Genomic DNA, 26,250 nt, shown 5'->3' with positions numbered 1-26,250 from the left:
TGCCGCACTGAGGCGGCGAGAAAGCGAGAGTCCGATGGACTACTCCCAGACAGCGGCGGGCGTCCTCAAGGGCGTCGGCGGCGAAGAGAACGTGAGTTCGCTCGTGCACTGCGCGACCCGCCTGCGCTTCGTGCTCAAGGACGAGTCGAAGGCCGACGGCGCAGCGGTCAAGGCCGTTCCCGGTGTCGTCACCGTGGCGCAGGCCGGCGGCCAGTACCAGGTCGTCATCGGCAACGACGTTCCCGACGTCTACGCCGAGATCGGCAAGATCTCGAAGCTCGGCTCCGCGCAGGGCGACGGCGCGGCATCCGATGCCCCGAAGGGCAACCTGTTCAACCGCTTCATCAGCATGATCTCGTCGATCTTCACCCCCGTACTGTGGGCGCTCGCCGGCACGGGCCTGCTGAAGGCGTTCCTCGCCGCGGCCGTCACGTTCGGCTGGATCTCCACCGAGACCTCGACGTATGCCGTTCTCAACGCGCTCTCCGACGCGTTCATCAACTTCCTCCCGATCGCCCTGTCGATCACCGCCGCCCGTTACTTCAAGGCGAACGAGTGGACGTCGCTCGCGATCGCCGGCGCCCTGGTCTACCCGACCATGACGGGTCTCGTCGGCCAGCCCGACCTGACGTTCTTCGGCATCCCGTTCACGATGGTCAGCTACGTCTCGAGCGTCATCCCGATCATCGTGATCGTCTGGCTGCAGAGCCACGCCGAGCGCTTCCTCTACGCGAAGCTCCCGAGCGCCGTGCGCCGCTTCATCACGCCGATGCTCGTCGTACTCGTCGCCGTCCCGATCGTCTTCGTGGTCGTCGGCCCGATCTCCGACCTGCTGGGCGGCGGCCTCGGCCGCGCCATCGGCTGGGTCTTCGACAACGCCCCGTGGGCCGGTGGAGCCATCATGGGTGGCCTGTGGCAGGTCTTCGTCATCTTCGGCCTGCACTGGGGCCTCGTGCCGTTGTTCACGCTCGAGTTCCAGACCAGCGGCCAGATCATGCTCATCGGCCCGGTCTTCGCGGCCGTCCTCGCTCAGGCGGCAGCCGTCGCCGGCGTCTGGGTGCGCGCACGCAACAAGAACCTGAAGTCGCTCGCCGCGCCCGCCACCCTGTCGGGCTTCCTGGCCGGCATCACCGAGCCCGCGATCTACGGCATCAACCTGCCGCTCAAGCGGCCGTTCGCCTTCGGCATCGTCGGCGGCGCCGTCGGTGGCGCGATCATCGCCCTGGGCGGCGTCTTCTCGACCGCCTTCGTCGTCCCCTCGGGTCTCGCCCTCCCCGCGCTGTTCGGCAACGGGAACATGCTGATGCTGGCCCTCGGCCTCGCCGTCGCGATCATCGTGCCGTTCCTGCTCACGGTCATCATCGGGTTCGTCGAGCCCACCGAAGACGCCGCCCCCGCAGCCGCCGTGGCAGAGAACGACGTGATCGTCCTCAGCCCGCTCGACGGCACCGTGGTGCCGCTGTCCGAGACCCCGGATGCCGCGTTCGCCGAAGGCGCTCTCGGAGACGGCGTTGCGATCATGCCCCGAAGCGGAGCGCTCTACGCCCCGTTCGACGCGACGGTCGCAGCCGCCTTCCCGACCGGCCACGCCATCGGGCTGCGCCACGCCGACGGCGCCGAGGTGCTCATCCACATCGGCATCGACACCGTCAAGCTCGGCGGCACGCACTTCGACGTCAAGGTCACCACCGGCCAGGAGGTCAAGGCCGGCGATCTGCTCGTCGAGTTCGACGGCGACGCGATCGAGCGGGCCGGCTACGACCTGACCACCCCGGTCATCGTCACGAACGCCGAGCTCTATCCGACGCTGACGGGCCTGGCCACGGGCCCGGTCGCCCACGGCGAGCCGCTCTTCACGGCGATCGCGATCGAATCGGCCGCCGTCCGCGCCTGACCCTCGGATGCCGGGCCGCCCCGAACCGGCGCGGCCCGGCATCCCTCCCCGACACCCACAGACGACACGAAAGCGACTCATGAGCACCATCTCGTTCCCCGACGGCTTCCTCTGGGGCGGCGCGACCGCCGCGAACCAGTTCGAGGGCGCTTACCTCGAAGACGGCAAGGGCCTCTCGATCCAGGACGTGATGCCGAAGGGCATCATGACCCCCCGCGCCGAGGGACCCACCGACGACAACCTGAAGCAGGTCGGCATCGACTTCTACCACCGGTACGCGGAGGACATCGCGCTCTTCGCCGAGATGGGCTTCACGACCTTCCGGTTCTCGATCGCCTGGAGCCGCATCTTCCCGAAGGGCGACGAGACCGAGCCCAACGAGGCGGGCCTCGCCTTCTACGACCGCGTCCTCGACGAGCTCGAGAAGCACGGCATCGAGCCCCTCGTCACGATCTCGCACTACGAGACGCCCCTGCATCTGGCAGAGACCTACGACGGCTGGGTGAACCGCGACCTCATCGGCTTCTACGAGCGCTACGTCCGCACCCTGTTCAGCCGCTACGGCGCCCGGGTGACGTACTGGCTGACCTTCAACGAGATCAACTCGGTCGTGCACGCGCCGTTCATGTCTGGGGGTATCAACACCCCGAAGGAGCAGCTCTCCAAGACCGACCTGTACCAGGCCGTCCACCACGAGCTGGTGGCATCCGCCCTCGCCACGAAGGTCGCCCGCGAGCTGGCGCCGAACGCGCAGATCGGCTGCATGGTGCTGTCGATGCCGGTCTACCCGCTCACGCCGAACCCCGACGACGTGTTCGCCGCTCTGACGACCGAGCGCGTCAACCTCGCCTTCGGTGACATCCACGTGCGCGGCGAGTACCCCGGCTACTACCTGCGGAGCCTCCGCGAACAGGGCGTCGAGCTGAACATCACCGACGAGGACCGGACGCTCCTCAAGGAGAACACCGTCGACTTCGTGTCGTTCAGCTACTACTCCTCGATCTGCGAGACGACCGATGAGTCGAAGCGCGTCATGGGCGAGGGCAACCTCTTCGGCGGCGTGAAGAACCCCACGCTGAAGGAATCGGAGTGGGGCTGGCAGATCGACCCCGTGGGTCTGCGCCTCGTGCTGAACCAGTTCTGGGACCGGTGGCAGAAGCCGCTGTTCATCGTCGAGAACGGCTTGGGCGCGAAGGACCAGCTCGTCGAGGTCGACGGTGTGAAGACCGTCGTCGACGATTACCGCATCGCCTACCTGCAGGCCCACCTCGAGGCGGTCGGCGAGGCCATCGCCGACGGCGTCGACCTCATGGGGTACACGACCTGGGGCTGCATCGACCTGGTCTCGGCGTCGACCGCCCAGCTCAGCAAGCGGTACGGCTTCATCTACGTCGACCGCAACGACGACGGCTCCGGCTCGCTCGAGCGTTACAAGAAGAAGTCGTTCGACTGGTACGCCGAGGTCATCGGCACGAACGGCGCCAGCCTGCAGCACTGACCGCATCGGTGGGGGCGGGCGCTCCGGCGTCAACCCCCACCGCCCGCGGCGGCGCTCTCGTTAGCCTTCCGAAGTGAGTGACATCGAGATCCGCCCCATCACCCCCGCCGACGCCGGAGAAGTGCTGACGCTGCAACGCGCCGCCTTCGTGCAGGAGGCCCTGATCTACGGCGATCCCGACATGCCCCCGCTCACGCAGTCGCTCGACGAGATCACCGCAGAGCTGCAGGACAACCACGGCCGGGTCGCCGTCGACGGCGACCGCATCGTCGGGGCCGCTCGCGCGAAGGTCGACGGCGAGCTGCTGCTCATCGGCCGCATCGCCATCGCCCCCGACCAACAGGGCCGGGGCGTCGGGTCTCAGCTGCTCGCCGCCGTCGAGGCAGCGGGGCGGGATGCCGGAGCCACGACCGCCGAGCTGTTCACCGGATCGCTCAGCGAGGCGAACATCCGACTGTACGAGCGGGAGGGGTACGTCGAGACCGAGCGCGTCCCCGGTGACGGGGGCGTCGACCAGATCTTCCTCCGCAAGCCCCTCACGGGCTCCACCCCTTCGCCGAACACCTCGCGCTGACGGCATCCGTTCTCCGGATCGGGTCCGCTCCGAGCGTTCACCCGCATCACCGAGAATGGAATCATGACCCGCATCGCCTTCCTCGACGTCGACGGCACGATCCTGGAGCACGGCGACACGATCGCCCCCTCCACCGTCGCCGCCATCCGCACCGCCCGCGCGAACGGTCACCTCGTGTACCTGTGCACCGGCCGCGCCGCCGGCGACATCCACCCGAAGGTCCGAGAGATCGGCTACGACGGCGCGATCACCAACGGCGGCGCCTACGCCGTCCGCGGCGACGAGCTGCTCTTCGACGAGCCGATGCCCCGGGCCGACACCGACCACCTCATCGAGTACTTCGACCGCGAGGGCATCCACTACTTCCTGCAGTCGAACGAGGCCGTGTACGCGAGCCGTGGGGTCGGCGCGATGGTCGACGACTTCTTCCGTCAGCGCCGCGACCGGCAGATCGAAGACGCCCGCCGCCTCGGCCAGACCGAGATCGTCGACCCGAAGCCGATCGTCAGCTACCGCCCGCTCGAAGAGGCCGACCTCGACCGCATCGCCAAGACGACCTTCATCAGCGAGCGGTCCGACAGCGTCGCGCGCGCCCAGGACGACCTCGGCGAGCGCTTCCACGTCATCCCGGGCAGCATCCCCCTCCCCGGCGGCTCCAACGGCGAGATCGGGCTCCGCGGGGTGACCAAGGGCTCGGCGATCCTCCGCGTGCTCGACGTGCTCGACCTCGACGCCGCCGACGCGGTGGGCATCGGCGACAGCTGGAACGATGCCGAGATGTTCGACGTCGTGGGCTCCCCGGTCGCCATGGGCAACGCCGACCCCGCCCTCAAGGAGCGGGCCGGCGCCGTGACGACCGACGTGCTCGACGACGGCGTGTGGAACGCCTTCGTGACGCTCGGCCTCGTCTGAGGGCGACCCGGCTCAGTCGAGGAAGATGTCGGGGAACAGGTCGGCGTCGGGCGTGCCCGGCGTGGCCGCATAACCCGAGAAGTCGGTGACGCCGGCCTCTCGCAGCACGTCCTCGACGATCAGCGTCTGGCCCGAGCGCTCGCGCGAGGGCCGGCGGAGCACCTCGTATGCGGCGTCGGCGTAGATCTCGGGCGTGCGGCTGACCCTCATCATCCGGTCGCCGCCGAGGGCGAACTGCACCGCGGCGGTCGCGATCGTGGTCTGCGGCCAGAGCGTGTTCGCCGCGATCCCGTCACCCGCGAACTCGGCGGCGAGGCCGAGCGTCGCCATCGTCATGCCGTACTTCGCGAGGGTGTACCCGGTGTGGGCGCCGAGCCACCGCGGCGACAGGTTGAGGGGCGGCGACAGCGACAGGATGTGCGGGTTCGCGGCATCCTTCAGCATCGGAAGCGCCGTGCGGGAGAGCAGAAACGTGCCGCGGACGTTCACGTCCTGCATCAGGTCGTACTTCTTCATCGCCAGTTCGCCCGACCCCGACAGATCGACGACCGACGCGTTGTTGACCACGATGTCGATGCCACCGAACTCGCCCTGCGTTTTCAGCACGGCCTCGGTCACGTCGTCGTCGTTTCGGACGTCGCCCACGATCGGGAGCGCACGACCACCGGCCGCGCGGATCTGCTCGGCCGCCGAGTGCACGGTTCCCTCGAGCTTGGGGTGCGGGGTGTCGGTCTTCGCGAGCAGGGCGATGTTCGCGCCGTCGCGGGCGGCGCGCAACGCGATCGCAAGGCCGATGCCGCGGCTGCCGCCCGACATCAGGATGGTCTTGCCGGCGAGGGTCGTCTCGGTCATGGTGCTTCCTTGCAGGTCGGATGCCGGTGGGTCAGAGCGCGGGGTGTTCAGGCGCTGGGGGTCAGGCGGTGGGGGGTCAGGCGGTGCGCCCGCGGCGCGACGCTACCGCGAACGCGGCGACGCGCTGCCGGGAGTCGTCGGTGTCGAATGCCGCGCCGATCGTCGCCGCCTCGTCGTGGAGGTTGTCGGCGAACGGCCGATGCGCACCCGAGCGAATGAGCCGCTTCGCCTGACCGAAGGCACCTGTCGCGCCGTCCAGCCACCCGCGCGCGACCTCGAGGGCGCGGGCGTGCGGCTCGCCGGCGATCTCGGCCACCATGCCCCACTCCCGCGCGGTATCGGCATCGATCGTCGTGTCGGTGAGGAGCAGCTGAAGCGCCCGGCGCTGTCCGATGGCGGCGGGAAGCAGCGTCGAGACGCCGAGGTCGGGGGTGAGGCCGATGTCGGCGTACTTGCTGACGAACTTCGCCTGCGGACCGGCGACGATGTAGTCGGCCGTGAGCATCAGTCCGAGCCCGCCGCCGGCGACCGCGCCGTGCACGGCTGCGACGATCGGGATGTCCGAGTCGACGAACGTGCGGATGCCGTCGTGGATCACGTGCGCCATCTCGGTGATCTCGGCACCCGTGCCGTCCGACGCCGCCATCGCGACCACGTCGCCGCCCGCGCAGAACGCGGGGCCCGCGGCATCCAGCATGATCGCGCCCACGTGGGGGTCGGACGTCAGTTGGTGGGCGAGGTCGCGCCAGCGCTCGCCCATCTCGAAGTCCATCGCGTTGAGCGATGCGGGCCGGTTGAAGGTGATGCGCGCGAGGGCGCCGTCACGCTCGAGCAGGATGGTGTCGCTCATCGTTCTCCCTTGGTCGGGCGGGCTGGTCACTTCGGTGCCATACGGATCGCTCCGTCGAGGCGGATGGTCTCGCCGTTCAGGTAGTCGTTCTCGATGATCTGCTGCACGAGGGCGGCGAACTCGTCGGGTCGACCGAGTCGTGCGGGAAACGGCACCTGCTCGCCGAGCGAGTCCTGCGCGGGCTGCGGGAGTCCGGCGAGCATCGGCGTCTCCATGATCCCCGGTGCGATCGTGCAGACTCGGATGCCGGACCGGGCGAGCTCGCGGGCGATCGGCAGCGTCATGGCGTGCACACCGCCCTTGCTGGCTGCGTAGGCCGGCTGCCCGATCTGGCCGTCGAACGCGGCGACCGAGGCGGTGTTGACGATGACGCCCCGGCCTCCTGCCGCGTCGGGCTCGGTCACGGCCATCGCCGCTGCGGCGTGGGCGACCACCGTATAGGTGCCGATCAGATTGATGCGGACGATGCGAGCGAAGTCGTCGACCGGGTTCGGCGATCCATCGCGCGCCAACACCTTGGCCGGTGGCGCGATGCCCGCGCAGTTCACGGCGACGCGGAGGGGGGCGGCGGCGACCGCGGCCACGACCGCCTCGGCGACCTGGCCGGCATCCGTCACGTCGGCGGGCACGAACGTGCCCTCGAGCTCGGCAGCGGCGGCCTCACCGGCCGACCCGGGGAGATCGACGATCACGACGTGCGCGCCCCGGGCGGCGAGGCGACGGGCGGTCGCGAGCCCGAGGCCGCTGGCACCGCCGGTGATGAGGGCGGAAGCTCCGACGATGTCCATGCGCTCTCCTTCGAACGGGATCCGGTCTCACACGGGTTGCGACTGCGTGCCACCCGGCGCGTGTGCCTCCAGGCTAGCCGCACGCCGGTGATGTGGCGATCCGCCGGCGTGGACCCGGAGAGGAGCGGCTCGCGCGCTACCGCGAGCTCTGGAACGCGACTTGACGCGTCAGCGCATCGCGGCGTCGAAGATCGCGACCGCTGCGAGGTAGCCGGCGACCACGAACGCCGTCGCGGACGCTGCCAGTCGCGGTGAGAAAGAGGCAGCGCCAAGATGGAACCGTGGCCGAGCGTCCCCTCATGTTCCGCGACGACGATCCGCAGCTGGCCGTCGTCCGCAGGTACGCGCTCGCCCTGCCGGATGTTCAGGAGAAGGTGAGCCATGGCCGCCCGGCCTTCTTCACGACGAAAGTGTTCGCCTACTTCGGCGGATCTGTGCGGCTCGGAATCGACCTCACCGACCTCGACGAAGCCGAACTGGGCGAGCTCCTCGACGCGTCCTACCGCCGCACCGCCCCTACTCGCCTCCTGCGCCGCCTCGATGTCCCGACGGACGAATAGGCTCGTCCGGTGACCGAACGACCCTCCACGCGCACTCCCACCTGGCAGATCCTCGACGTCGCACACGACGACCCGCGCGCGAAAGCACTGCGGCGACAGCTCGACGCCGATCTCGGTGCGCGGTACGACGGATTCCACGGCGACGAGCCGCCGGAGCGCAAAGCCGCGCGGTCGCGAGCACTCGCCCTCCACCCCGACGAGATTGTCGCGACGCTCATCGCGGTGGATGCCGAGGGAACGCCCGCCGGACACGTGATCCTCCGCCGACTCGGAGCGGAATGGGAACTCAAGCGTCTCGTCGTGGCATCCACGCATCGCGGTCGTGGGATCGCCCGCGGGCTCGTCGCCGCCGTCGTCGAGCGCGCTCGGGCGGGCGGGGCGGCCCGCGTGATCCTGCAGACGGGACTGCAGCAGCCCGAGTCGATCCGGCTCTACGAGACCGCCGGATTCACGCGCATTCCGGTCTACGAGCCCTACGGCGAGACGATGCCCCGCTCGGTCTGCTTCGAGCTCGTGCTCTGACACCTGCGCGTAGAACCGCGGGTCACGACCAGACGAAGCGGAACGTGCCCGCCGCCACGGCGGCGCCGATGGCGAGGGCGACGATGATCGTCGCGCCCGCCGCCGCGACAGCGTCGCGCCTCGACAGGACGGAGGGTCGCGCCCAGGTGCGCTCAACCGGAGCGCCGAAGCCGCGGGCCTCCATCGCCGTGGCGAGGCGCGTGCCGCGACGGACCGCGAAGACGAGCAAGACGAACGCCATCGAGACGAAGCGTCTGAACGCTCCCTGATCTCCCACGCCGCGCGCGCGACGGGCGAGGCGCATCGCGCGCCAGTCGCTCAAGAACAGGCCGAGCGTGCGCGTGCCGGCCAGGACACCGAGGACGAAACGCCCGGGAAGGTGGACGACCTGCGCGAGCGCCCCGGCCAGATCGATCGGGTCGACCCTCGCGAACAGCAGGATCGCCGGCAGTGCGAGCGCGACGATTCGGACCGCGACCGCGATGGCCAAGGCGATCGAATCGTCACTGACGGTCGCGTACCAGAACGACCAGTAGACGGTGCCGCCGGGCTCGGCGTAGAGGAGCATGCTGAGCCCCGCCACCGGCACGAGCAGGAGGATCGGCGCCACGCGCAGGAGGACGGTTCGCACCCGGAGCCCGGTGAGCGGGATGCAGGCGGCCTGCAGCACGATGGCTGCCACGCCGCTGATGGGGTCGATGGTGGCCAGCAGCGGGATCGAGAGCAAAAACGCGATCCCGATGCGTACGGCCGGGTTGACGCCGTCGAGCCACGCCCCCCGGTGCATGCTGAGATGCAGGCTGCCTCGCTCGACCGAGGTCACGTCGCCGCCGCCGACAGGTCGAGTCGGCGCCCGCCGAGGTGCCGCGGGATGTCCTCGTCATGCGTCACGGCGACGATCGACCGCCCCTCTCCGAGCTGTTCCTGCAGAAGGGCGACGATGCCGGCCCACCCGCGACGGTCCTGTCCGAACGTCGGCTCGTCGAGCACGATGACCTGCGGTGAGGTCGCCAGCACGGTCGCGACGGAGAGCCGCCGCTTCTGCCCCCCGGACAGCGTGAAAGGGTTGGCGCGGGCGAGCGTCGTCAGCCCCAGGCGATCGAGCAGGTCGTCGACGGTGCTCTCGATCTTCGGAAGCGGATGTCGGAGCGCTTTCGGCCCCACCGCCAGCTCCTCTCTCACCGTGGACGTCAGGAACTGGTGCTCCGGATCCTGGAAGACCGTTCCGATCCGGGTGAGCAGTTCCCGTGAGGTCCATCTCGATGGACGGGCGCCGCGCCGACCCGGCGGGAGCGTCACCGACTCGACGACACCGGCGAACTCGGGCAGGAGTCCTGCAAGGGTGAGGGCGAGCGTCGACTTCCCGACGCCGTTGGGCCCGGTGATGACCGTCGCGGATCCGGCTCCGATGTCGAGGTCGATCCCGCTCCGGACCGCGACCCTGCCGTCGCGGGAGATGCCGAGCGAGCGGGCACGGAGGGCAGCGGGCGCAGGCGCGTCGACCTCCGGGAGAGACGGGAGGTCCACCGGATGACCGGGGATCCAGACCCCCGCATCGAGGAGCGCGGCGGCGTGCCGGGTGAAGACCTCGCCCGGGGTGCCGTCGGCGAGGAGCCCGCCGTCGGCGTCGAGCACGATGACCCGCGTCATGAGGTCGACCCACACCTCGGTGCGGTGCTCGATCACGATCAGGGTCGCGCCGGTCATGTCGATCGCCCGCCCCACGGCGTCGCGCACCTCGCGCACTCCCTGGGGATCGAGGTTCGCCGTCGGCTCGTCGAGGAGCAGCAGACCCGGCTCCATCGCGAGGACGCCCGCGATCGCCAGGCGCTGCTTCTGACCGCCCGACAGGTGCGCGGTCTCCCGCACCAGCGGCACATCGAGGCCTACGGCATCCAAGGCCGCGTCGACCCGTGACGGGATCTCGGCCGGCGGCATCCCGAGGTTCTCACACCCGAACGCGACGTCGTCGCCGACCCGTGACAGGACGACACCGGCGTCGGGGTCCTGCAGGACGAGTCCGATCCGGCCCCGCTGACCGGCAGGGTCGGCGCCGTCCACGCGCATCGAGCCGGTGGCCTCGCCGTCATCCTGCCCGCCGAGGAGCCCCGCCATCCCGGAGAGCAGCGTGGATTTGCCCGACCCCGACGATCCGAGCACGAGCACGCGCTCGCCGGGTTCGATCGTGAACGACACGTCCCGGACGGCGGGAGCGCGCCGGCCGGCGTGGCGCCAGCCCCACCCGAGGGCGCGAACGCCCGCGGGGCGCCCTCCGGCGACGCCGGTCAGACCTCTTCCGCTCTTTCGCGACCGGCGGCGAAGCGGCTGAGCGCCCCCGTCTTCGCGAGCGCACGCACGAGGAGCCACCCGAGCACTCCCGCGAGCACAGCGCCGGAGACGGCGACCGAGACGAGGTAGATGACGTTGAACTCGAGGGTCTTGAGGATATTGGGCGAGGTGCCGTAGAAGAGTTCGAAGCCCCAGGCGGCCACCGCAGCGCCGACGCCGGCGAGCGCGGCGATGGCGATACCGAACCGGCGGTAGAGGAAGACGGCGAAGATCAGCTCGGCGCCCAGCCCCTGGACGAGACCCGACAGCAGCGTCGAGACGCCCCACACGTTCCCCAGCAGCATCGAGACGACCGCGGCGACGACCTCGACCAGGAGTGCGGCACCGGGCTTGCGGATGACGAGTCCGCCGATCACGCCGCCGATGAGCCAGATGCCGACGGCGAGACCGCCGAGACCCGGTGTCGCGGCATCCATCACCGTGAACCAGCCGTATCCGACGCCGTTCCAGAACCAGAACAGGAGCCCGATGGCGACGCCCAGAACGCTGGCGACGACGATGTCGACGACCCGCCAGCTGTACCGGCTGGGAGCGACGGGGGGACGCCCCGAAGAGGTGGACGTGGAAGTGGACGCAACAGCGTGCATGTGTTCTCCTCCCTGCGCCGGCATGATCCGGATCAGGTTCGACGGTCGAAGCGTGGATCGCTTCCTCTCAGCCCGGCTCACCGGACTCCCGTGGTTCTGGGACGAGTATAACCACCCAGCGGAGCCAGGTAGCGTGTCAGCGTGACCACGGACGACCCGACCCCTCTCTCGCGTCGGGAACGCCGCACCCAGACGGCCGACACGCCTGTCCAGGCCGATTCCGCCGAGGCCGCGACTTCACGCGGCACTGCTCTCGGCTGGGTCGACCCCGACGCGCTGCCCGCCGCGCCGACGCGGACGGCCGGCTTCGAGCTCCTCCCCCCGCTGCGCGCACCGCGGCGGCGGGTCGACGCGCGTGTCGTCGTGTTCCCCTCGATCGCCGTGGGCGGCCTGGCGATCGCCTACACGGCGAGCATGCTGCTGTGGCCTCTGTCCGCCGTCGAACCCGCCGTCACGGCCACCGAGGTCACGGCGCTCCGCGCGCCCGCCTCATCGATCGACTGGCCCGAAGAGGGCACCGCAGCCGTCGCGGTCTCGGGGTTCTCCCCCGCGGCATCCACCGACGAGGCCGACCGTTTGGCGAGCATCACGAAGCTCGTCACGGCGCTCGTCGTGCTCGACGCGGCTCCCCTCGCCGTCGGCGAGCAGGGACCCGCGTACACCTTCGACTTCGCGGACCGTCAGGAGTACTGGCAGTACATCTCCGGCAACCAGTCGGCCCTGAACGTGCCCGATGACGGCTCGCTCAGCGAGTACCAGATGCTCCAGGGAATGCTGATCGCCTCGGCGAGCAACTACGCCGACAGGCTCGCCACCGAGGCGTTCGGATCGATCGACGACTACGCGGCGGCCGCGAACACCTGGCTCGCGGACAACGGCCTCGAGGGCATCACAGTGACGGATGCCTCCGGGTTCGACCGAGGCAACGAGGCCACCCCCGAGGCGATGATCGCGCTGGCCGAGAAAGCACTGGCCAACCCGGTGATCGCCGAGATCGTCGCTACGCGATCGGCGGAGCTGCCCGGGGCGGGCGAGTTCGAGAACACGAACGCCCTTCTCGGCGAGCAGGGCGTCGTCGGCCTGAAGACCGGCAGTTACCTGGGCAACTACAACCTGCTCGCGGCCCGCACCCTGACGGTCGGCGATGAGGATGTCACACTCATCGCCGCAGTGACCGATCAGCCCACCAACCGCCTGCGGACGAGCGAGGCCGAGCGTCTCCTCGACGACGTCGCGGCGGAGGTCGCCGCTCCCACGACGCTCGCACCGGGAACCGTCGTGGGCAATGTGACGACCGCGTGGGGCGCGTCGACGCAGCTGGTCACCGACCGCGAGGCATCCGTCCTGCTCTGGAACGGAGCGACGGCCACGCCCGCGGCGGAGTTCGACCTCGGCGAGGAGCGCACCGCCGGGGATGCGGCCGGCACCCTCACCCTGACGGGTCCGGTGGACGCCGATGAGGTCGGGCTCCAGCAGGTCGGAGATCTTCCGGGGCCCGACGCCTGGTGGCGGCTGAGTCACCCGCTCCAGCTTCTCGGCATCATCGACTGAGCCGACGATGCAGCCCCGGTCAGGCGAAGCGGACGGTCTGCTGCAGCCGGGTGCGGACATCGAACAGCTCGTTGCCGCCGATCTCGCGCGCACCCGTCACTCCGCGCCGGAGCACCGTCGCGAGCGCGCTCCGCGCCACGATCGCGACCGGCAGTCCCTTCACGCGCCCGACCTCCTCGATCGCGGCGGCCACGTCGTCGTCGGGGAGCACGACGATCGCGGCGCTGAACTTCACCTTCGCGGCGCGCCCGCGCCCCCGTGCGGCCAGCACGAGCTGGGCGACCGGTGAGCCGACCACGGTGTCGCCGATGAGCTCGCCTCGCTTGATGCGGACGGGCGCCCCGAAGTCCTCCGAGAGAACGGCGTACAGGCCGCTCGGGCCGAGGACGATGTGGTCGAGCTTGACGTTGGGGTCATGGGGATCGGCGGCGACGTCGTGCCAGACCGTGTAGCCCATGCCGAGCTCCCCGACGATCCGCGCGGTCGCCTCTTCGGCCAGGGCGTCGGCGAGCAGGCGGCGGATGTCGTGCGGCGCCCGGCGGACGAGCGCCGGGTCGTACGGATCGGCGAGGTCGACACCGCGGCCGACCCACTCGCGCATGAGAGTGAGGTACCTCTCACGACGCCAGCCGCCGGGCTGACCGAAGGAACGCGCCCGGGGCCGGGTGTCGGCCGGGCGCTGCGGAGGCCGCCACTGCGGCGCATCGGGTGCGAACGAGGGCGCGTCGGCGAAACCGTGGCCGCGGTCGTAGGCGGCGCGGGCCTCGGGGGTGCCCACGAGCTCCCACGCCCGCTGCACCTGCACGAAGACCGCGGCGTCGCCCCCGGTGTCGGGATGGGTCTGACGTAGGCGCAGCCGGTAGGCCTTGCGGAGGTCGTCCTCGGAGGCGTCGTGGGAAACGGCGAGGATCTCGTAGGCCGACGCGGAGAGCGGACTGTCGAACACGTCAGCTCCAGAGGGCCGTCTGCGGCCGGTGATCGAGCGCGCGGGAGGCGAGGTCTGCGGGCAGCTCGGCGAGTGACGACGGCTGCCAGATCGGGGTGCGGTCCTTGTCGACCAGCTGCGCCCGGATGCCCTCGACGAGGTCGGGCTGGGTGGTCGCGATCCACTCGACGAGCCCGTACTCCTGCGAAAGCGCCGCGCGCAGGTCGGGCAGCTCGCGGGCGGCCCGGACGGCGGCGAGGGTCACCGCGACGCTGGTCGGCGACAGCTGCTCGATCGTGTCTGCGGCGACGGATGCTGCATCCTCGGGGCGTGCGCGGAGACGTGCCACGATCTCGACGGCGGTGTCTGCCGAGAAGGCATCGTCGATCCAGCCGCGAGCCTGCTCGAGCGCGGCGGGGCCGGCGGTCTCGTCGAAGAGCAGAGCGATCTCGGTGGGCGTCTGCGGGTCGGCGCGGGTGATGAAGGCGTGGAAGACGTCGCCGAGACGGTCGGCGGGGATCAGATGATCGGCGAAGCCCGCGTAGATCGCGTCTGCGGCATCCATCGTCGCGCCCGTCAGTCCGAGGTACTCGCCCAGGCGTCCCGGGGCGCGCGCGAGCAGCCAGGATCCGCCGACGTCGGGCGTGAGCCCGATGCGCGTCTCCGGCATCGCGAGCAGTGAGCGCTCGGTCACGATGCGGACCGCAGCGTGACCGGCGAGGCCGACGCCGCCGCCCATCGTGATGCCGTCGGCGAAGACGACCACGGGCTTCGGGTACTCGGCGATCCGCGCGTTGAGGGCGTACTCGTCGCGGAAGAACTCCATGGCCGCGATCGGGTCGCCGTCGATGATCTGAGCGCGGAGGCTCCGCACATCGCCGCCGGCGCAGAAGCCTCGGTCGCCGGCTCCGTCGAGCACGACCATCACCACATCGGGGTCGTGCTCCCAGTCGTCGAGCGCCGCAGCGATGCCGAGGATCATGCCGTGGTCGACGGCGTTGATCGCACGCGGACGGTCGAGGGTCACGTGCCCGACCGAGCCGTCGCGACGCACGCGCAGAGCGGATGCCGGTGGGTTCGTCACCCTGGCAACGTTACCGGTCGACCTCCCGGCGCCGGCGCGAGGCCGGGAATGCTCGGCAATCGCATACCGACCCGGCCCGGCGGGACCCGATCAGTCCCGGCAAACGGAGGTCAGGATGCCGCAGGCCCCCGGCGACGGGTGGACCGGGGCACGCGCGCGATGATCGGGATCTCGCTCGTCGCGAGCTCGACCACGTCGGTCGGCTCGTCCTCGATGTCGAGGCGGAGCGCCTGTACGAGTTCGAGCCCGTGGCGGGTGGTGATCACGAGCCGGGTGAACTCCTCATCGCCCGACAGGTCGATGACGACCGAGGGTCGGCGCCGACGGACGAGGACGAAGTCGTCGGCTCCCGCCGACCGCCACGTGCCCATGGCGACCGTTCGCGGGACGACGGTCCCGGGGTTCGGGATGCCGCGGAGCCAGCTCCACGGGTCGTCGACGAGCTGGACCTTCGTGATGTGCTCGCGCTCGACTCGGACCGGTGTCTTCCGAAACGCCAAGAGTCGTTCCGTGCCCGAAAGGGCGACCTCCAGCCGCGTTGCATCGAGAAGGAGCGTCACCATGTGACCAGTCTGCCAAATCGAACCGGCCGAACCTGCGCCTGGTCACAACGATCCGGTCTCAGCGCAGACGGAGTGCGCCGGGGGCCGGCCGGGTGTCAGCCCTGGAGACGCGGTATCGAGCCGGTCGGCGGTGCGAACTCGTCGGTCGCGTGCGGAAGCGGGAACTGCGAGACGGCGGCGATCAGGCCGGTGACGGTCTGGTCCTTCGCGACGACGCTCACGCCGAGGCCCGCACGGCGCGCGTCTTTCGCGGTGCGCGGCCCGATCGCGGCGATGACGGTCTCGGTGGGGATCTCGGGGAACTGCGCGAAGACCTGCTCGGCCACCGATCCGCTCGTGACGAGGACGGCGTTGATACGGCCGGAGCGGACCTCTTCGGCGACCTTCGCGGTCACCGGGACGCCGATCGTGCGGTACGCGACGACGCTGCGGACATCGTGGCCGGCCTCTGCGAGGAGCCTGGTGAGGACGGGTTTGGCCAACTCGCTCCGGAGGGTCAGCACCCGGGTCGGCTCCGGCTCGAGCGCGATGAGCTTCGCGGCCATGCCGGCGGCCGAGTTGTCCTCGTCGGGGACGAGGTCGACGCGATAGCCGACGGCCGACAGTGCGGCGGCGGTGGTCTCACCGACGGCGGCGACGCGGGTCGTGGGAGGGATGACGGCGCGGTAGGCGTGGAGCACGTCCACAGTGGTCGAGCTCGTCAACGTCACCCAGTCGAACGCGCCCTCCGCGAGGTCGCGGAGCGCCGACTCGAGTGAGGTCGGATCTTCGGACGGAGCGAAGTTGATCAGCGGGGCGATGACGGGAGTCGCGCCCTGCGCGCGGAGCGCAGCGGCCACGCTGTCTCCCCACGGACCCCCGCGCGGCACGAGCACACGCCAGCCCTTGAGGGGCTTGGGTGCGGAGGCCGCAGCAGATGTGTTCATGGATCGACTCTCGTGTAGGCGGTCGGCCATCCCGTGCGGAAGGGCAGACGTTCTGCAGGCGAACGGAGCGGTTGCGTGCGGTTCGGGATCGCATCGCCGGCAGCGCTACGCCTCAGCGCCGCTGCCTGGGATCGAGCATACCCCCGAGCACGCCGCGCCTGGCGACGTGCGTCGGGGGTCGGTCGATCAGCGCGTGTAGAGGCGCACCGCTCCCCAGACCAGGGCGCCCACGGCGAGCGCGGCACCGACGGCTGCCGCCGCGGCACCGGTGGGATTGCGATCGGCGTACCGGCGAGCGGCGACGCTGGCGCGCTGGGTGGCGTGCGCGGCACGCTTCGGGACGTTGGCCTTCTCTTCGATGGCCATCAGTGCCGCCTTCAGCTCGGCACGGGCACGCTCGACGGGATCGGTGATGCCGATCGGGACGGCGGTGCGGGGCAGCTCAGAACTCATCGGCCACTTCCTTCACGATGCGGGCGTCGGCGGACATCGCCTTCGCGGGGTTCTCGCGGCTGCGCATGCGCTTCACGCGCGCAAGCCCGAGGAGAGCCAGGACGACGACGAGGATGAGGCCGATCGCGACCAGGATGAGGGCGGCGAGCCACGGCGCGATCCAGGACGACAGTCCGATGATCGTGAACGCACCGATCGCCGGGATCGTCCAGAACAGCACGAACAGCGCGAGGACGAACCAGAGGCCGACGACGCCGGCATCCTTCCCCGTCCGCGTCGCCCATGCCTTCGCCGCCGAGATCTCCGCTGAGATCAGGTTGCGGACCAGTTCGGGAAGATCGCCGATCAGTGAGAACAGGCTGTCGTCGCGACGATCGCGAAAACCGCGGGGAGAGCTCATGATGCCGAGTCCGAGGCCTTCTTGGCTCGAGGCGTCGCCGAACCGCTCCGAGCGGAGGAGTTCGTCTTGCTCGCGACCGCGTCTGCCGTGGTCTCCGCAGCATCCTTCACGTCGTCTGCAGCGTCCTTCGACGCGTCGAGGGCGGCGTCGAGCTTCTGGCCCGCCGACCCCTTCGTCGTCGCGGCACGGGTGACCTTCACCGCGCCGTCCCAGAGGACCGTGGGGATGGAGAACGCGGCCGACTTGCCGAGCTCGGCGACCTTGTCGACCTGCTTCTGCACGGACGGCGTGCGGTAGACCCGCAGGTAAGCATCCTTGATCTGGTCGTAGCGCTGCCTGCCGGCGCGCGCTCCGAGCACGTAGCCCGCAGTCAGGCCGACGACGATTCCGATCTTGCCCTTCATGGCGATTCCTCACGTTCGAAGCGGTGTGATGCCGAAAACTCAGCGTAACGGTGCATTCCGCCCGCGGTATCTACCCTTGACATCCGTCTCAGCGGGATGCATCCTCGGAGCCCGTCCCCCAGAGGAGCGTCGAGCGGATCCGCTCCGCCTCGGTGTGGGCATCGCCGACGACGCGCACGAGACCGTTCCCGCCGATCCACGCTCCGACCACGCCGAGGCGGTCGTCGCTGCGTGCGGTGGCGCGCACCGCCTCGCGGGCGGGTGAGAGAGCGGATGCCGGGAGCCCCCGCTCGTGACGGGTGCGGATCGCGCCGCGCACCCGGCCGAGGTCGACGCCGAGCAGGTCGCGCGCTGCCTCGGTCGCAGCGGTGACCGCGGCGGCATCCGTGTCGTCGGTGGCGGGGAGCGTCACCCGGACGACGTGCGGCTGGCCCGGCTCGTGGGGCCAGGTCGCCGTCGCGTGCACGACCGCCGAGGCGGCGCCGGGGCGGGGCACGGCGTACACGGCGTGGCCGCGGGGCCGGGCATCGAGCGCAGGGGCATCGAGAAGAAGGGTGACGACGTCGATGTCGTCAGGGGAGATCGGCGGCTCGTCCAGCTCGGGCAGGTGAGGGGCGAGCAGTGCCCGCGCGTGGCGCTCGGGCGTTGCGACGATGACGGCGTGCGCGAGGATCGGGCCGGTCTCGTCGCTCTCCTCGCCCGCAGGAGCGGCGGTCACCGACCATCCGCCGTCGATCCGGTCGATCCGAGTCACCGGAGCGGCCATGCGGATGTCGACGTCGAGGTCGACCAGCCGCGCACGGAGGGCCTCGACGAACGTCGACATGCCGCCGCGCAGCGTCGCCCGGGACTCGGGGGCACCGGCATCCGGCAGCTGCTGCGACACGGCGCCGGTCAACGATCCCGTGCGCGTGAGGGCGGTGTTCAGGCCGCGGAGGGCGCTGTCGACGTCGACCAGTTCGGGCGAGAGGCCGTGCACGCCGTACGTGAGGGGGGCGACCATCCGGTCGACGACGCGGGCGCCGAGGCGCGTGCGCACGAGAGCGCCGAGGCTGCGTTCGGTGCCGATCGTCAGGGGCGGGCGGAGCCGATCGATGTAGGCCCGCCACACTCCCGACCATCCGATGATCGCGCGGGTGCGGTCATCGAAGGGGTTCGCGGGGATGCCGAGCATCGAAGCGGTCGGGAGGGGTGCGACGCCGTGCGGACCCGCGACCCACGTGTCGCCGGGCCGGGCCCGGACGACCTCGCCCTGCAGGCCGAGCTCATCGATGAGGTCGGCGAGCGCCCCGCGGGCGAGACGGAATCCGTCACCGGCCACGTCGACCGTCTCGCCGTCGATCTCGGCGCTCGCGATGGAGCCGCCCAGGCGATCGCCCGCTTCGAGCAGCGTCACGCGCATGCCGATCTTTGCGCACTCGAGGGCGGCGACGAGCCCGGCGGCCCCTCCGCCGATCACGACGACGCGGGCGTTGCGAGCGTGCGATACGAGGTCTGCGGCGGGGTCGAAGGACATGGGTCCATCCTCCCCCACGCGGACTGCCCGTCCGGTGGGAACATGGGGGCATGGCCCTGCACATCACCGGCGACGACGACGCCGACGCGCTCCTCACCGACGAACCGCTCGCCCTGCTGATCGGCATGCTGCTCGATCAGCAGATCGCGATGGAGACGGCCTTCGCGGGACCGCTCAAGATCCGCAAGCGCACCGGCGGGCTCGACGCCGCCTCGATCGCGGGCGCCGATCCGGACGACTTCGCGGCGGTGTTCGGGCAGACCCCCGCGGTGCACCGGTTCCCCGGTTCCATGGCGGGCCGCGTGCAGTCGCTCTGCCAGACGCTCGTCGACGAGTGGGGCGGCGACGCCTCGCGCCTGTGGACAGAAGGCGACCCCGACGGCGCCACGGTCCTGAAGCGGCTCAAGGCGCTGCCGGGCTTCGGCGAGCAGAAGGCGCGCATCTTCGTCGCCCTGCTCGGCAAGCAGTACGGCTTCACCGGCGCGGGCTGGCGCAAGGCTGCGGGCGCCTACGGCGAGGAAGGATCGTTCCGATCCGTCGCCGACATCGTCTCCCCCGAGTCGCTCACGAAGGTCCGCGAGCACAAGCGCGCGGCGAAGGCGGCCGCGAAAGAAGCCAAGGGCTGAGCCTGCGGGCGCGGCGGCTGAGCCTCCGCGCCCGCCGCAGCGTCAGGCTCCGCGCAGGCGCGGCGCGAGGTAGGTGTGCAGCTCGCCGAGCGCCACCCGCTCCTGCGCCATCGTGTCGCGGTCGCGGATGGTGACCGCGTTGTCGTCGAGCGAGTCGAAGTCAATCGTCACGCAGAACGGCGTGCCGATCTCGTCCTGACGGCGGTACCGGCGGCCGATGGCTCCGGCGTCGTCGAAGTCGATGTTCCAGCCGTTGGCACGAAGGTCGTCGGCGACCTGGCGGGCCAGCGGCGACAGCCGCTCGTTGCGGCTGAGGGGAAGCACGGCGACCTTGACCGGCGCGAGACGCGGGTCGAGCCCGAGCACCGTGCGGGTGTCGGTGCCGCCCTTCGCGTTCGGCACCTCTTCTTCGCGGTAGGCGTCGACGAGGAAGGCCATCATGGCGCGGGTCAGGCCGAACGAGGGCTCGATGACGAACGGGACGTACGTCTCACCCGATGCCTGGTCGAAGTAGGTGAGCTTCTGGCCCGACGCCTCGATGTGGCTCGTCAGGTCGTAGTCGGTGCGGTTGGCGACGCCCATGAGCTCGCCCCACTCCTTGCCGGTGAAGCCGAAGCGGTACTCGACGTCGATCGTCCCGGCCGAGTAGTGGGCGCGGTCTTCCTTCGGGACGTCGAACTGGCGCATGTTCTCGGGGTCGATGCCGAGGTCGATGAACCAGTTCCAGCAGGCCTCGACCCAGTGGTCGAACCATTCGCCGGCTTCTGCGGGCGGGGTGAAGAACTCGATCTCCATCTGCTCGAACTCGCGCGTGCGGAAGATGAAGTTGCCGGGGGTGATCTCGTTGCGGAACGCCTTGCCGACCTGGCCGATGCCGAACGGCGGCTTCTTGCGCGATGCGGTCAGCACGTTCGAGAAGTTCACGAAGATGCCCTGGGCGGTCTCGGGGCGGAGGAAGTGCAGCCCGCTCTCGTCGTCGACGACGCCGAGGTAGGTCTTGACGAGGCCCGAGAACGACTTCGGCTCGGTGTAGTTGCCCTTGGTGCCGCAGTTGGGGCAGGGGACGTCGGCGAGACCGTTCTCGGCCGCGCGGCCCTTGCGCGCCTCGAAGTCCTCGATGAGGGTGTCCTCGCGGAAGCGCTTGTGGCACTGGAGGCACTCGACGAGCGGGTCGGAGAACGTCGCGACGTGGCCGGATGCCTCCCAGACGCGCTTGGGGAGGATCACCGAGGAGTCGAGGCCGACCATGTCGCCGCGTCCGCGGACGAAGGTCTGCCACCACTGCCGTCGGATGTTCTCCTTCAGCTCGGTGCCGAGGGGACCGTAGTCCCACGCCGACCGCGACCCTCCGTAGATCTCACCGGCCTGGAAGACGAACCCGCGGTGGCGGGCGAGGGCGATGACTTTGTCGAGACGGGACTGCTCGGCCACAGGTGGCTCCAAATGGTCGGATTCGGGTGCGGAAAATCGCGGATGCCGCACGCGGACGGCATCCATCGAGTCTAGCCGTCGCCGCGCGCGGCCTCCCCGGGCCCGTCCCCCACCGCAGGAACGCTCGTCGCCGTCCTCAGGAGACGAAACGGATCGTCGCCGGAGGCGTGAACCACTGCCCCTGGTTGGCCTTCACGGCGCCCAGGATCGCGACAACAAGGCCCCAGATGTAGACGGCGGGGAAGAGGAGGAACCCGATCAGGACGATCATGAGGACGCTCGAGACCAGGTACCCGATGACGAGGGTGAGCTGGACGTTCAGCGCCGCAGCGGTGTGCGCGCGGATGAAGGGCCCTCGGTCGCGCAGGACGATGTAGGCGATGAGCGGACCGATGAAGAAGAAGATTCCACTGAGGTGGGTCAGCGTCGCCCACATCTTCTCGTCGGCAGGGCTCATCGGCGGCACGGGCGGCTGGGCGCCGTACGGCGGGGGCGTCGTCATGCGCTCAGCGTAGAGGATGCGCCGATCGCGGCGGATGATCTTCGCCGAAAGGGCCACCGACCCGATACGTTCGAAGCACGCCATCGTCACTCAGGGGGAAACTGGATATGGACGCACTCATCGCAGGCGGCGCACTCGTGATCGGCGGGATCGTCGTCGTCGCCGTCATCATCTTCATCATCATCCTGATGGTGGTGCTGCGCGCCTGGTACAAGGTCGCCAAGGCCGATCAGGCCCTCGTGGTCGTCGGTCGCAGTCAGAAGAACGCCGCGGGCGACTCGTCGCGCATCTCGGTCATCACCGGTGGCGGCGCGCTCGTCAACCCGCTCACCCAGCGCGCGGAGATGATCTCGCTCCGCGCCCGCCAGATCAAGATGGAGCCGACCGCACAGGCATCCAACGGCGTCACGGTCAACGTGAGCGGTGTCGCCCTCGTCAAGATCGGCTCCGACCCCGAGTTCGTCCGCCGCGCCGCGGAGCGATTCCTGTCGCAGGACAGCGCGATCGAGCAGTTCACCACCGAGCAGCTCGAAGGCGCCCTGCGCGGCGTCGTGGCGACGCTGACCGTCGAGCAGCTGATGCAGGACCGCCAGAAGCTCTCCGACCAGATCGCCGACGGCATCAAGAGCGACCTGCTCGCCCAGGGCCTCATCCTCGACTCCTTCCAGATCCAGGGCGTCACCGACAAGAACGGCTACATCGACGCCCTCGGCGCCACCGAGGTCGAGCGCGTCCGCCGCGAAGCCGACGTCGCGCGCATCAACGCCGCCCGCGAGGTCAAGGCGCGGCAGATCGCCACCGACGAGGCCAACCTCATCGAGCAGACCGCCTACGACCGCAACACGGCGACCGCCTCGGCCGAGGTCGGCCGCGCCCGCGCCGAGGCCGAGCAGGCCGAGGCCCTCGCCCGCGCCGAGCGCGAGCAGGCCGTCCTCCTGCAGCAGGCCGAGAACCGTCAGGCCAAGCTCGACGCCGACGTCAAGAAGGTCGCCGACGCCGCCCTCTACGAGCGCGAGCGTGCGGCCGACGCCGAGGCCTACACGCAGGTCAAGGCCGCCGAGGCGCGCGCGCAGATCGCCGCGCAGGAGGCCGAGGCCACGCGCCTTCGCGCCATCGCCGACGCCGACGCCGTGCGGCTCGCCGGTGATGCCCGTGCTGCCGCCATCCGCGCCGAGGCCTCGGCCATCGCGCAGAACCAGGACGCGCTGCTCGCCCAGCGCGCCATCGAGGCCCTCGTGCCGCTCATGACCGAGTTCGCCCGCGGGTTCGACAAGGTCGGCTCGATCACGGTGCTCGGCGGCGACGGCGCATCGAGCCACATCGCCTCCGAGAGCGCCTCGAGCATGCGGGCCACCTTCGACGCCGTGCAGGCGACCACGGGCATCGACCTGCGCCAGATCATCCAGGGCCAGGCCACCGGGCGCGGCGTCGCGCAGGGCCTCCAGCAGGAGGACGCACCGCTGCGCCGCCGGTCGTCGACGGCCACGATGGAGGCGGAGCCGGGCGACGCACCGGCATCCGCTGACGCGCCGTCACCGGACGCCGTCTGAGCATGTCGGACCAGAGCGGCCGGTCCCTCGCCGTCGACGAGGGGCTGGCCTCTCGTCTTGCCCGTGCGTACCTGCGCTGGCAGATCGTCCGGCCCGCCGCGATCATCCTGTTCGCGCTGATCGGGCTCTTCATCGTCACGGGAGTCGTCCTGACCGTGTCGGGTGACCGTGCGGCCGCGCTGCCGGCCGTCCTGCTGTCCGCCGCGGTGGTGGTCATCGTGGCGCTGTGGTACTTCGGCACCCGCGCCTCCGTGCGCCAGGCCTACCCGGTCGGCTCCGTCCCGACTGCGTCGGTGACGGCGGACTCCCTCATCTCGACGACGGCGCTCGGCTCGACCGAGCTGCGATTCTCTGCGCTGCGCGCCGTCGACGTCGCCGGTGACGCGGTCATCCTGCGGGTGGGGCCCCGGGTGGCCGGGGTCGCGATCCTCCCGCGCGCCCTCTTCACCGACGACGACATCGCCCGGCTCCGGTCGGCCACCCGCCGCGGCTGACGCGGCCGGGGTACGTCGCCTCGGCCGCACTGTCAACCCGGTGCACCGGCGGCATGTCGGTTCGTACCGTCGGGAGCATGACCTTCACACCGCGCTACGCCATCGTCACCGCCTCCGACTCGGGCATCGGTCGCGCCACCGCCCTCGCCCTCGCGGGCGCCGGCATGGACGTCGGCGTCACCTGGCACTCCGACGAGGACGGCGCGAACGAGACGGCCGAGCAGGTCCGTGCGCGCGGTCGCAACGCGGTCGTCGCGCACTTCGACGCCACGGAGCTCGAGAAGGTGCCCGGTGTCATCCGCGGCCTCGCGACGGAGCTCGGCGGCCTCGACGTCTTCGTCAACAACGCCGGCGGCGGCACGGGCGGCCCGTTCCTGGACCTCGACATCGACTCGTGGCGCACCGTCGTCGCCCTGAACCTCGACGGCGCGTTCGTCGGGATGCACACCGCGGCCACCCTCATGGCGGAAGCCGGCACGGGTGGGCGGATCATCGCGGTCACGAGCGTGCACGGCTCGCAGCCGCGCGTCGGCTCGGCGCCGTACGTCGCGTCGAAGCACGGCCTCGAGGGTCTCGTGAAGACGATGGCCCAGGAGCTGGGCGACCGCGGGATCACCGTCAACTCGGTGGCCCCGGGCGAGATCGCGACCCCCATCAACGACATGGACGCCGAGGAAGCCGACCAGACCCACCGTCCCGGCATCCCCATCCCACGCCCCGGCAAGCCCGAGGAGATCGCCGACGTCGTGGCCTTCCTCGCCTCACCCGCCTCGTCGTACGTGACCGCGGCGACCTGGGTGGTCGACGGCGGCATGCTGCAGATGGGCCCGCAGGCGGGATCGCACCTCGAGTCCGACGACTGGCGCACCGCCGGCTGAGCACCCGCGCGCCGCGGCGTCGGAGCCCGGGCTTAGCCTGGGGGGATGGCCGAAAACGGGGATGCTGAGAGACGACGACTGACCCGGATGCCGCGACAGGGCGCCATCGTCGCAGTGCTGGCCGTCGCGGGGCTCGCCTCGTCGTTCATGTTCACGCTCGTCGTGCCGATCCAGTCGAAGCTCCCCGAACTCCTCTCGGCCAGCCGTGAGGACACCGCGTGGGTCGTCACGGCGACGCTCCTCGCCGCCGCCGTGATCACGCCGATCGCCGGGCGTCTGGGCGACATGTACGGCAAGCGGCGTATCGTCCTCGTCCTGCTGGCGCTCCTCGTGATCGGGTCCGTCGTCGCGGCCGTCTCTCCCGGGATCATCGGCGTGATCGTCGGCCGCGCACTGCAGGGCGCCGTGACCGGCGTGGTCCCGCTCGGGATCTCGATCATGCGAGACGTGCTCCACGAGGACAAGGTCGACGCCGCGATCGCCTTCATGTCGGCGACCCTCGGGGTGGGCGGTGCGATCGGGATGCCGATCAGCGCCATCATCACCGAGACGAGCGACTGGCACGTGCTGTTCTGGATGTCCGCCGGTCTCGGGGTCGTCGTGTTCGTCCTCGTCATGCGCGTGATCCCGCCGAGCGTGCTGCGCACCGCCGGACGCTTCGACTATGCGGGCGCGGGGGGCTTGGCGGTCGGACTCACGGGCGTGCTGCTCGCGATCTCGCGCGGCAACGAGTGGGGCTGGCTCTCGCCCGCGACCCTCGCGTGCGGTCTCGGCGGCATCGTCGTGCTGCTCGTCTGGGGCTGGTACGAGCTGCGCCTCGACGAGCCGCTCCTCGACCTGAGGGTCGCGGCGCGGCCCGCGGTCCTCCTGACCAATCTCGCCTCGGTCGCGATCGGCTTCGCGCTCTTCGCGTCGAACGTGTCGTATCCGCAGATGCTGGAGCTGCCCACCGCGGCGGGCGGGTTCGGGCTCTCGCTGCTGCAGGCGAGTCTCGTCATCATGCCGGCCGGGCTCGTGATGATGGTGCTCTCGCCGTTCTCCGGCCGGCTCGCACGAACGGTCGGGCCCCAGCTGCTGCTGGTCCTGGGCGCCGCCGCCCTCATCGCGGCATACGGGTTCTCGCTCCTCTGGGCAAGCGAGGTGTGGCACCTGCTGATCGCGAACCTGCTCATCGGGGTCGGCATCGGCTTCGGCTACGCGGGCATGCCGATGCTCATCATGCGGTCGGTTCCTCCGACCGAGACCGGCGCCTCGAACGGGTTGAACGCCCTCTTCCGTTCCCTCGGCACGTCGACCGCCGCCGCGGTCATCGGCGCCGTGCTCGCCGGGCTCTCGACCTCGCAGGGCGGCGTCCGGGTTCCCACCCCCGCCGCCTTCGAGATGTCGTTCATCCTGGGGATCGTCGCGGCCACGATCGCCCTCGCCGTGGCACTGTTCATCCCCCGTCGGCGCGACCCGCACGAGGCTCGTCCGTCGCTGCCGCGCTGACCGGGTGCCCGCCGGCGCACCACCTCTCCCCCTACCACGGACGAGGTTTCGGGACAGCCCCATCGCGGCACTC

General features: G+C 70.5%; 28 protein-coding genes and 1 riboswitch. Of the genes, 12 read left to right on the top strand and 16 right to left on the bottom strand.

Annotation, left to right across the window (positions count from 1 at the left end; translation table 11 throughout):
* Window positions 1–34: 34 nt before the first annotated feature.
* From ACJJV7_RS13285 to ACJJV7_RS13270, 4 genes are all read left to right on the top strand, one after another.
* Entirely contained in the window at window positions 35–1,894 is a 1,860-nt protein-coding gene (locus tag ACJJV7_RS13285; RefSeq protein WP_405374010.1) for a beta-glucoside-specific PTS transporter subunit IIABC, read from the top strand.
* A 79-nt stretch (window positions 1,895–1,973) separates the two neighbouring features.
* On the top strand, window positions 1,974–3,392 hold the full coding sequence (locus tag ACJJV7_RS13280) for a glycoside hydrolase family 1 protein (protein WP_405374012.1): 1,419 nt from the start codon (window positions 1,974–1,976) through the stop codon (window positions 3,390–3,392).
* A gap of 73 nt (window positions 3,393–3,465) precedes the next feature.
* The gene (locus ACJJV7_RS13275) at window positions 3,466–3,966 is read left to right on the top strand and encodes a GNAT family N-acetyltransferase (protein ID WP_405374013.1); all 501 of its coding nucleotides are present in this window, start codon (window positions 3,466–3,468) and stop codon (window positions 3,964–3,966) included.
* A gap of 63 nt (window positions 3,967–4,029) precedes the next feature.
* Window positions 4,030–4,878 (top strand): Cof-type HAD-IIB family hydrolase, encoded by an 849-nt coding sequence (locus ACJJV7_RS13270; protein ID WP_405374015.1) that lies wholly within the window; start codon window positions 4,030–4,032, stop codon window positions 4,876–4,878.
* Window positions 4,879–4,890: 12 nt separating this feature from the next.
* Here the strand turns inward: ACJJV7_RS13270 and ACJJV7_RS13265 are convergent, their stop codons facing one another.
* From ACJJV7_RS13265 to ACJJV7_RS13255, 3 genes are all read right to left on the bottom strand, one after another.
* Window positions 4,891–5,730, bottom strand: coding sequence for an SDR family oxidoreductase (locus ACJJV7_RS13265; RefSeq protein WP_405374017.1), 840 nt, complete (start codon window positions 5,728–5,730; stop codon window positions 4,891–4,893).
* A gap of 76 nt (window positions 5,731–5,806) precedes the next feature.
* Window positions 5,807–6,580, bottom strand: a complete 774-nt coding sequence (locus tag ACJJV7_RS13260) for an enoyl-CoA hydratase/isomerase family protein (RefSeq protein WP_405374018.1) — start codon at window positions 6,578–6,580, stop codon at window positions 5,807–5,809.
* A gap of 26 nt (window positions 6,581–6,606) precedes the next feature.
* Complete coding sequence (locus ACJJV7_RS13255; protein ID WP_405374019.1) at window positions 6,607–7,368, bottom strand: SDR family NAD(P)-dependent oxidoreductase; 762 nt, start codon at window positions 7,366–7,368, stop codon at window positions 6,607–6,609.
* Between the two features lie 281 nt (window positions 7,369–7,649).
* On the opposite strand from ACJJV7_RS13255, the gene ACJJV7_RS13250 reads away from it, so the two are divergent.
* Window positions 7,650–7,928: a hypothetical protein gene (locus tag ACJJV7_RS13250; RefSeq protein ID WP_405374021.1), complete on the top strand. Its 279-nt coding sequence runs from the start codon at window positions 7,650–7,652 to the stop codon at window positions 7,926–7,928.
* A gap of 9 nt (window positions 7,929–7,937) precedes the next feature.
* Window positions 7,938–8,450, top strand: coding sequence for a GNAT family N-acetyltransferase (locus ACJJV7_RS13245; RefSeq protein WP_405374023.1), 513 nt, complete (start codon window positions 7,938–7,940; stop codon window positions 8,448–8,450).
* Window positions 8,451–8,472: 22 nt separating this feature from the next.
* Here the strand turns inward: ACJJV7_RS13245 and ACJJV7_RS13240 are convergent, their stop codons facing one another.
* The 3 genes from ACJJV7_RS13240 to ACJJV7_RS13230 all read right to left on the bottom strand — a co-directional run bounded on the left by ACJJV7_RS13240 (window position 8,473) and on the right by ACJJV7_RS13230 (window position 11,386).
* Window positions 8,473–9,237, bottom strand: a complete 765-nt coding sequence (locus tag ACJJV7_RS13240) for an energy-coupling factor transporter transmembrane component T family protein (protein ID WP_405374923.1) — start codon at window positions 9,235–9,237, stop codon at window positions 8,473–8,475.
* Between the two features lie 32 nt (window positions 9,238–9,269).
* Window positions 9,270–10,739, bottom strand: a complete 1,470-nt coding sequence (locus ACJJV7_RS13235; RefSeq protein WP_405374925.1) for an ABC transporter ATP-binding protein — start codon at window positions 10,737–10,739, stop codon at window positions 9,270–9,272.
* The gene (locus ACJJV7_RS13230; RefSeq protein WP_405374024.1) at window positions 10,736–11,386 is read right to left on the bottom strand and encodes an ECF transporter S component; all 651 of its coding nucleotides are present in this window, start codon (window positions 11,384–11,386) and stop codon (window positions 10,736–10,738) included. Before ACJJV7_RS13230 ends, ACJJV7_RS13235 begins: the two co-directional genes overlap by 4 nt.
* A riboswitch (TPP riboswitch) is annotated at window positions 11,379–11,488 on the bottom strand. (Overlaps the previous gene by 8 nt.)
* A 39-nt stretch (window positions 11,489–11,527) precedes the next feature.
* Here ACJJV7_RS13230 and ACJJV7_RS13225 point away from each other — a divergent pair.
* Window positions 11,528–12,937: a D-alanyl-D-alanine carboxypeptidase family protein gene (locus tag ACJJV7_RS13225; RefSeq protein WP_405374025.1), complete on the top strand. Its 1,410-nt coding sequence runs from the start codon at window positions 11,528–11,530 to the stop codon at window positions 12,935–12,937.
* 19 nt (window positions 12,938–12,956) lie between these two features.
* Here the strand turns inward: ACJJV7_RS13225 and ACJJV7_RS13220 are convergent, their stop codons facing one another.
* From ACJJV7_RS13220 to ACJJV7_RS13185, 8 genes are all read right to left on the bottom strand, one after another.
* Entirely contained in the window at window positions 12,957–13,883 is a 927-nt protein-coding gene (locus ACJJV7_RS13220; RefSeq protein ID WP_405374028.1) for a DnaJ domain-containing protein, read from the bottom strand.
* 1 nt (window position 13,884) lies between these two features.
* Window positions 13,885–14,946, bottom strand: a complete 1,062-nt coding sequence (locus ACJJV7_RS13215) for an enoyl-CoA hydratase/isomerase family protein (protein ID WP_405374030.1) — start codon at window positions 14,944–14,946, stop codon at window positions 13,885–13,887.
* A 110-nt stretch (window positions 14,947–15,056) separates the two neighbouring features.
* Window positions 15,057–15,509, bottom strand: coding sequence for a hypothetical protein (locus ACJJV7_RS13210; protein ID WP_405374032.1), 453 nt, complete (start codon window positions 15,507–15,509; stop codon window positions 15,057–15,059).
* 95 nt (window positions 15,510–15,604) lie between these two features.
* Window positions 15,605–16,435 (bottom strand): uroporphyrinogen-III synthase, encoded by an 831-nt coding sequence (locus tag ACJJV7_RS13205; protein WP_405374034.1) that lies wholly within the window; start codon window positions 16,433–16,435, stop codon window positions 15,605–15,607.
* Between the two features lie 186 nt (window positions 16,436–16,621).
* Window positions 16,622–16,888, bottom strand: a complete 267-nt coding sequence (locus ACJJV7_RS13200) for a hypothetical protein (protein ID WP_405374036.1) — start codon at window positions 16,886–16,888, stop codon at window positions 16,622–16,624.
* Complete coding sequence (locus ACJJV7_RS13195) at window positions 16,878–17,288, bottom strand: phage holin family protein (protein ID WP_405374038.1); 411 nt, start codon at window positions 17,286–17,288, stop codon at window positions 16,878–16,880. The genes ACJJV7_RS13200 and ACJJV7_RS13195 overlap by 11 nt, the downstream gene beginning before the upstream one ends.
* Window positions 17,285–17,692: a hypothetical protein gene (locus ACJJV7_RS13190; protein ID WP_405374039.1), complete on the bottom strand. Its 408-nt coding sequence runs from the start codon at window positions 17,690–17,692 to the stop codon at window positions 17,285–17,287. Before ACJJV7_RS13190 ends, ACJJV7_RS13195 begins: the two co-directional genes overlap by 4 nt.
* Window positions 17,693–17,780: 88 nt before the next feature.
* Window positions 17,781–19,208 (bottom strand): protoporphyrinogen/coproporphyrinogen oxidase, encoded by a 1,428-nt coding sequence (locus tag ACJJV7_RS13185; protein WP_405374041.1) that lies wholly within the window; start codon window positions 19,206–19,208, stop codon window positions 17,781–17,783.
* Window positions 19,209–19,258: 50 nt separating this feature from the next.
* Between ACJJV7_RS13185 and ACJJV7_RS13180 the strand changes: the two genes are divergently transcribed.
* The gene (locus ACJJV7_RS13180; protein ID WP_405374042.1) at window positions 19,259–19,834 is read left to right on the top strand and encodes an HhH-GPD-type base excision DNA repair protein; all 576 of its coding nucleotides are present in this window, start codon (window positions 19,259–19,261) and stop codon (window positions 19,832–19,834) included.
* A 42-nt stretch (window positions 19,835–19,876) separates the two neighbouring features.
* Here ACJJV7_RS13180 and ACJJV7_RS13175 read toward each other — a convergent pair whose 3' ends face one another.
* Together ACJJV7_RS13175 and ACJJV7_RS13170 are read right to left on the bottom strand one after the other, a co-directional pair.
* Window positions 19,877–21,265: a glycine--tRNA ligase gene (locus tag ACJJV7_RS13175; protein ID WP_405374043.1), complete on the bottom strand. Its 1,389-nt coding sequence runs from the start codon at window positions 21,263–21,265 to the stop codon at window positions 19,877–19,879.
* A gap of 136 nt (window positions 21,266–21,401) precedes the next feature.
* Window positions 21,402–21,767 carry a DUF4870 domain-containing protein gene (locus ACJJV7_RS13170; RefSeq protein ID WP_405374045.1) on the bottom strand — a complete coding sequence of 122 codons (366 nt, stop codon included), beginning with the start codon at window positions 21,765–21,767 and terminating at the stop codon, window positions 21,402–21,404.
* Window positions 21,768–21,874: 107 nt separating this feature from the next.
* On the opposite strand from ACJJV7_RS13170, the gene ACJJV7_RS13165 reads away from it, so the two are divergent.
* The 4 genes from ACJJV7_RS13165 to ACJJV7_RS13150 all read left to right on the top strand — a co-directional run bounded on the left by ACJJV7_RS13165 (window position 21,875) and on the right by ACJJV7_RS13150 (window position 26,177).
* Window positions 21,875–23,317 (top strand): SPFH domain-containing protein, encoded by a 1,443-nt coding sequence (locus ACJJV7_RS13165; protein WP_405374046.1) that lies wholly within the window; start codon window positions 21,875–21,877, stop codon window positions 23,315–23,317.
* Between the two features lie 2 nt (window positions 23,318–23,319).
* The gene (locus ACJJV7_RS13160; protein ID WP_405374048.1) at window positions 23,320–23,811 is read left to right on the top strand and encodes a hypothetical protein; all 492 of its coding nucleotides are present in this window, start codon (window positions 23,320–23,322) and stop codon (window positions 23,809–23,811) included.
* 77 nt (window positions 23,812–23,888) lie between these two features.
* The gene (locus ACJJV7_RS13155) at window positions 23,889–24,689 is read left to right on the top strand and encodes an SDR family oxidoreductase (protein WP_405374049.1); all 801 of its coding nucleotides are present in this window, start codon (window positions 23,889–23,891) and stop codon (window positions 24,687–24,689) included.
* Between the two features lie 87 nt (window positions 24,690–24,776).
* Window positions 24,777–26,177: an MFS transporter gene (locus ACJJV7_RS13150; RefSeq protein ID WP_405374927.1), complete on the top strand. Its 1,401-nt coding sequence runs from the start codon at window positions 24,777–24,779 to the stop codon at window positions 26,175–26,177.
* The last annotated feature ends 73 nt before the right edge of the window (window positions 26,178–26,250 follow it).

Source organism: Microbacterium sp. Ld4, from assembly GCF_045066555.1.
Classification (GTDB): Bacteria; Actinomycetota; Actinomycetes; order Actinomycetales; family Microbacteriaceae; genus Microbacterium.
Note: the sequence above shows the minus strand (reverse complement) of the source record. Positions and strands in the feature narration are given on the sequence as shown.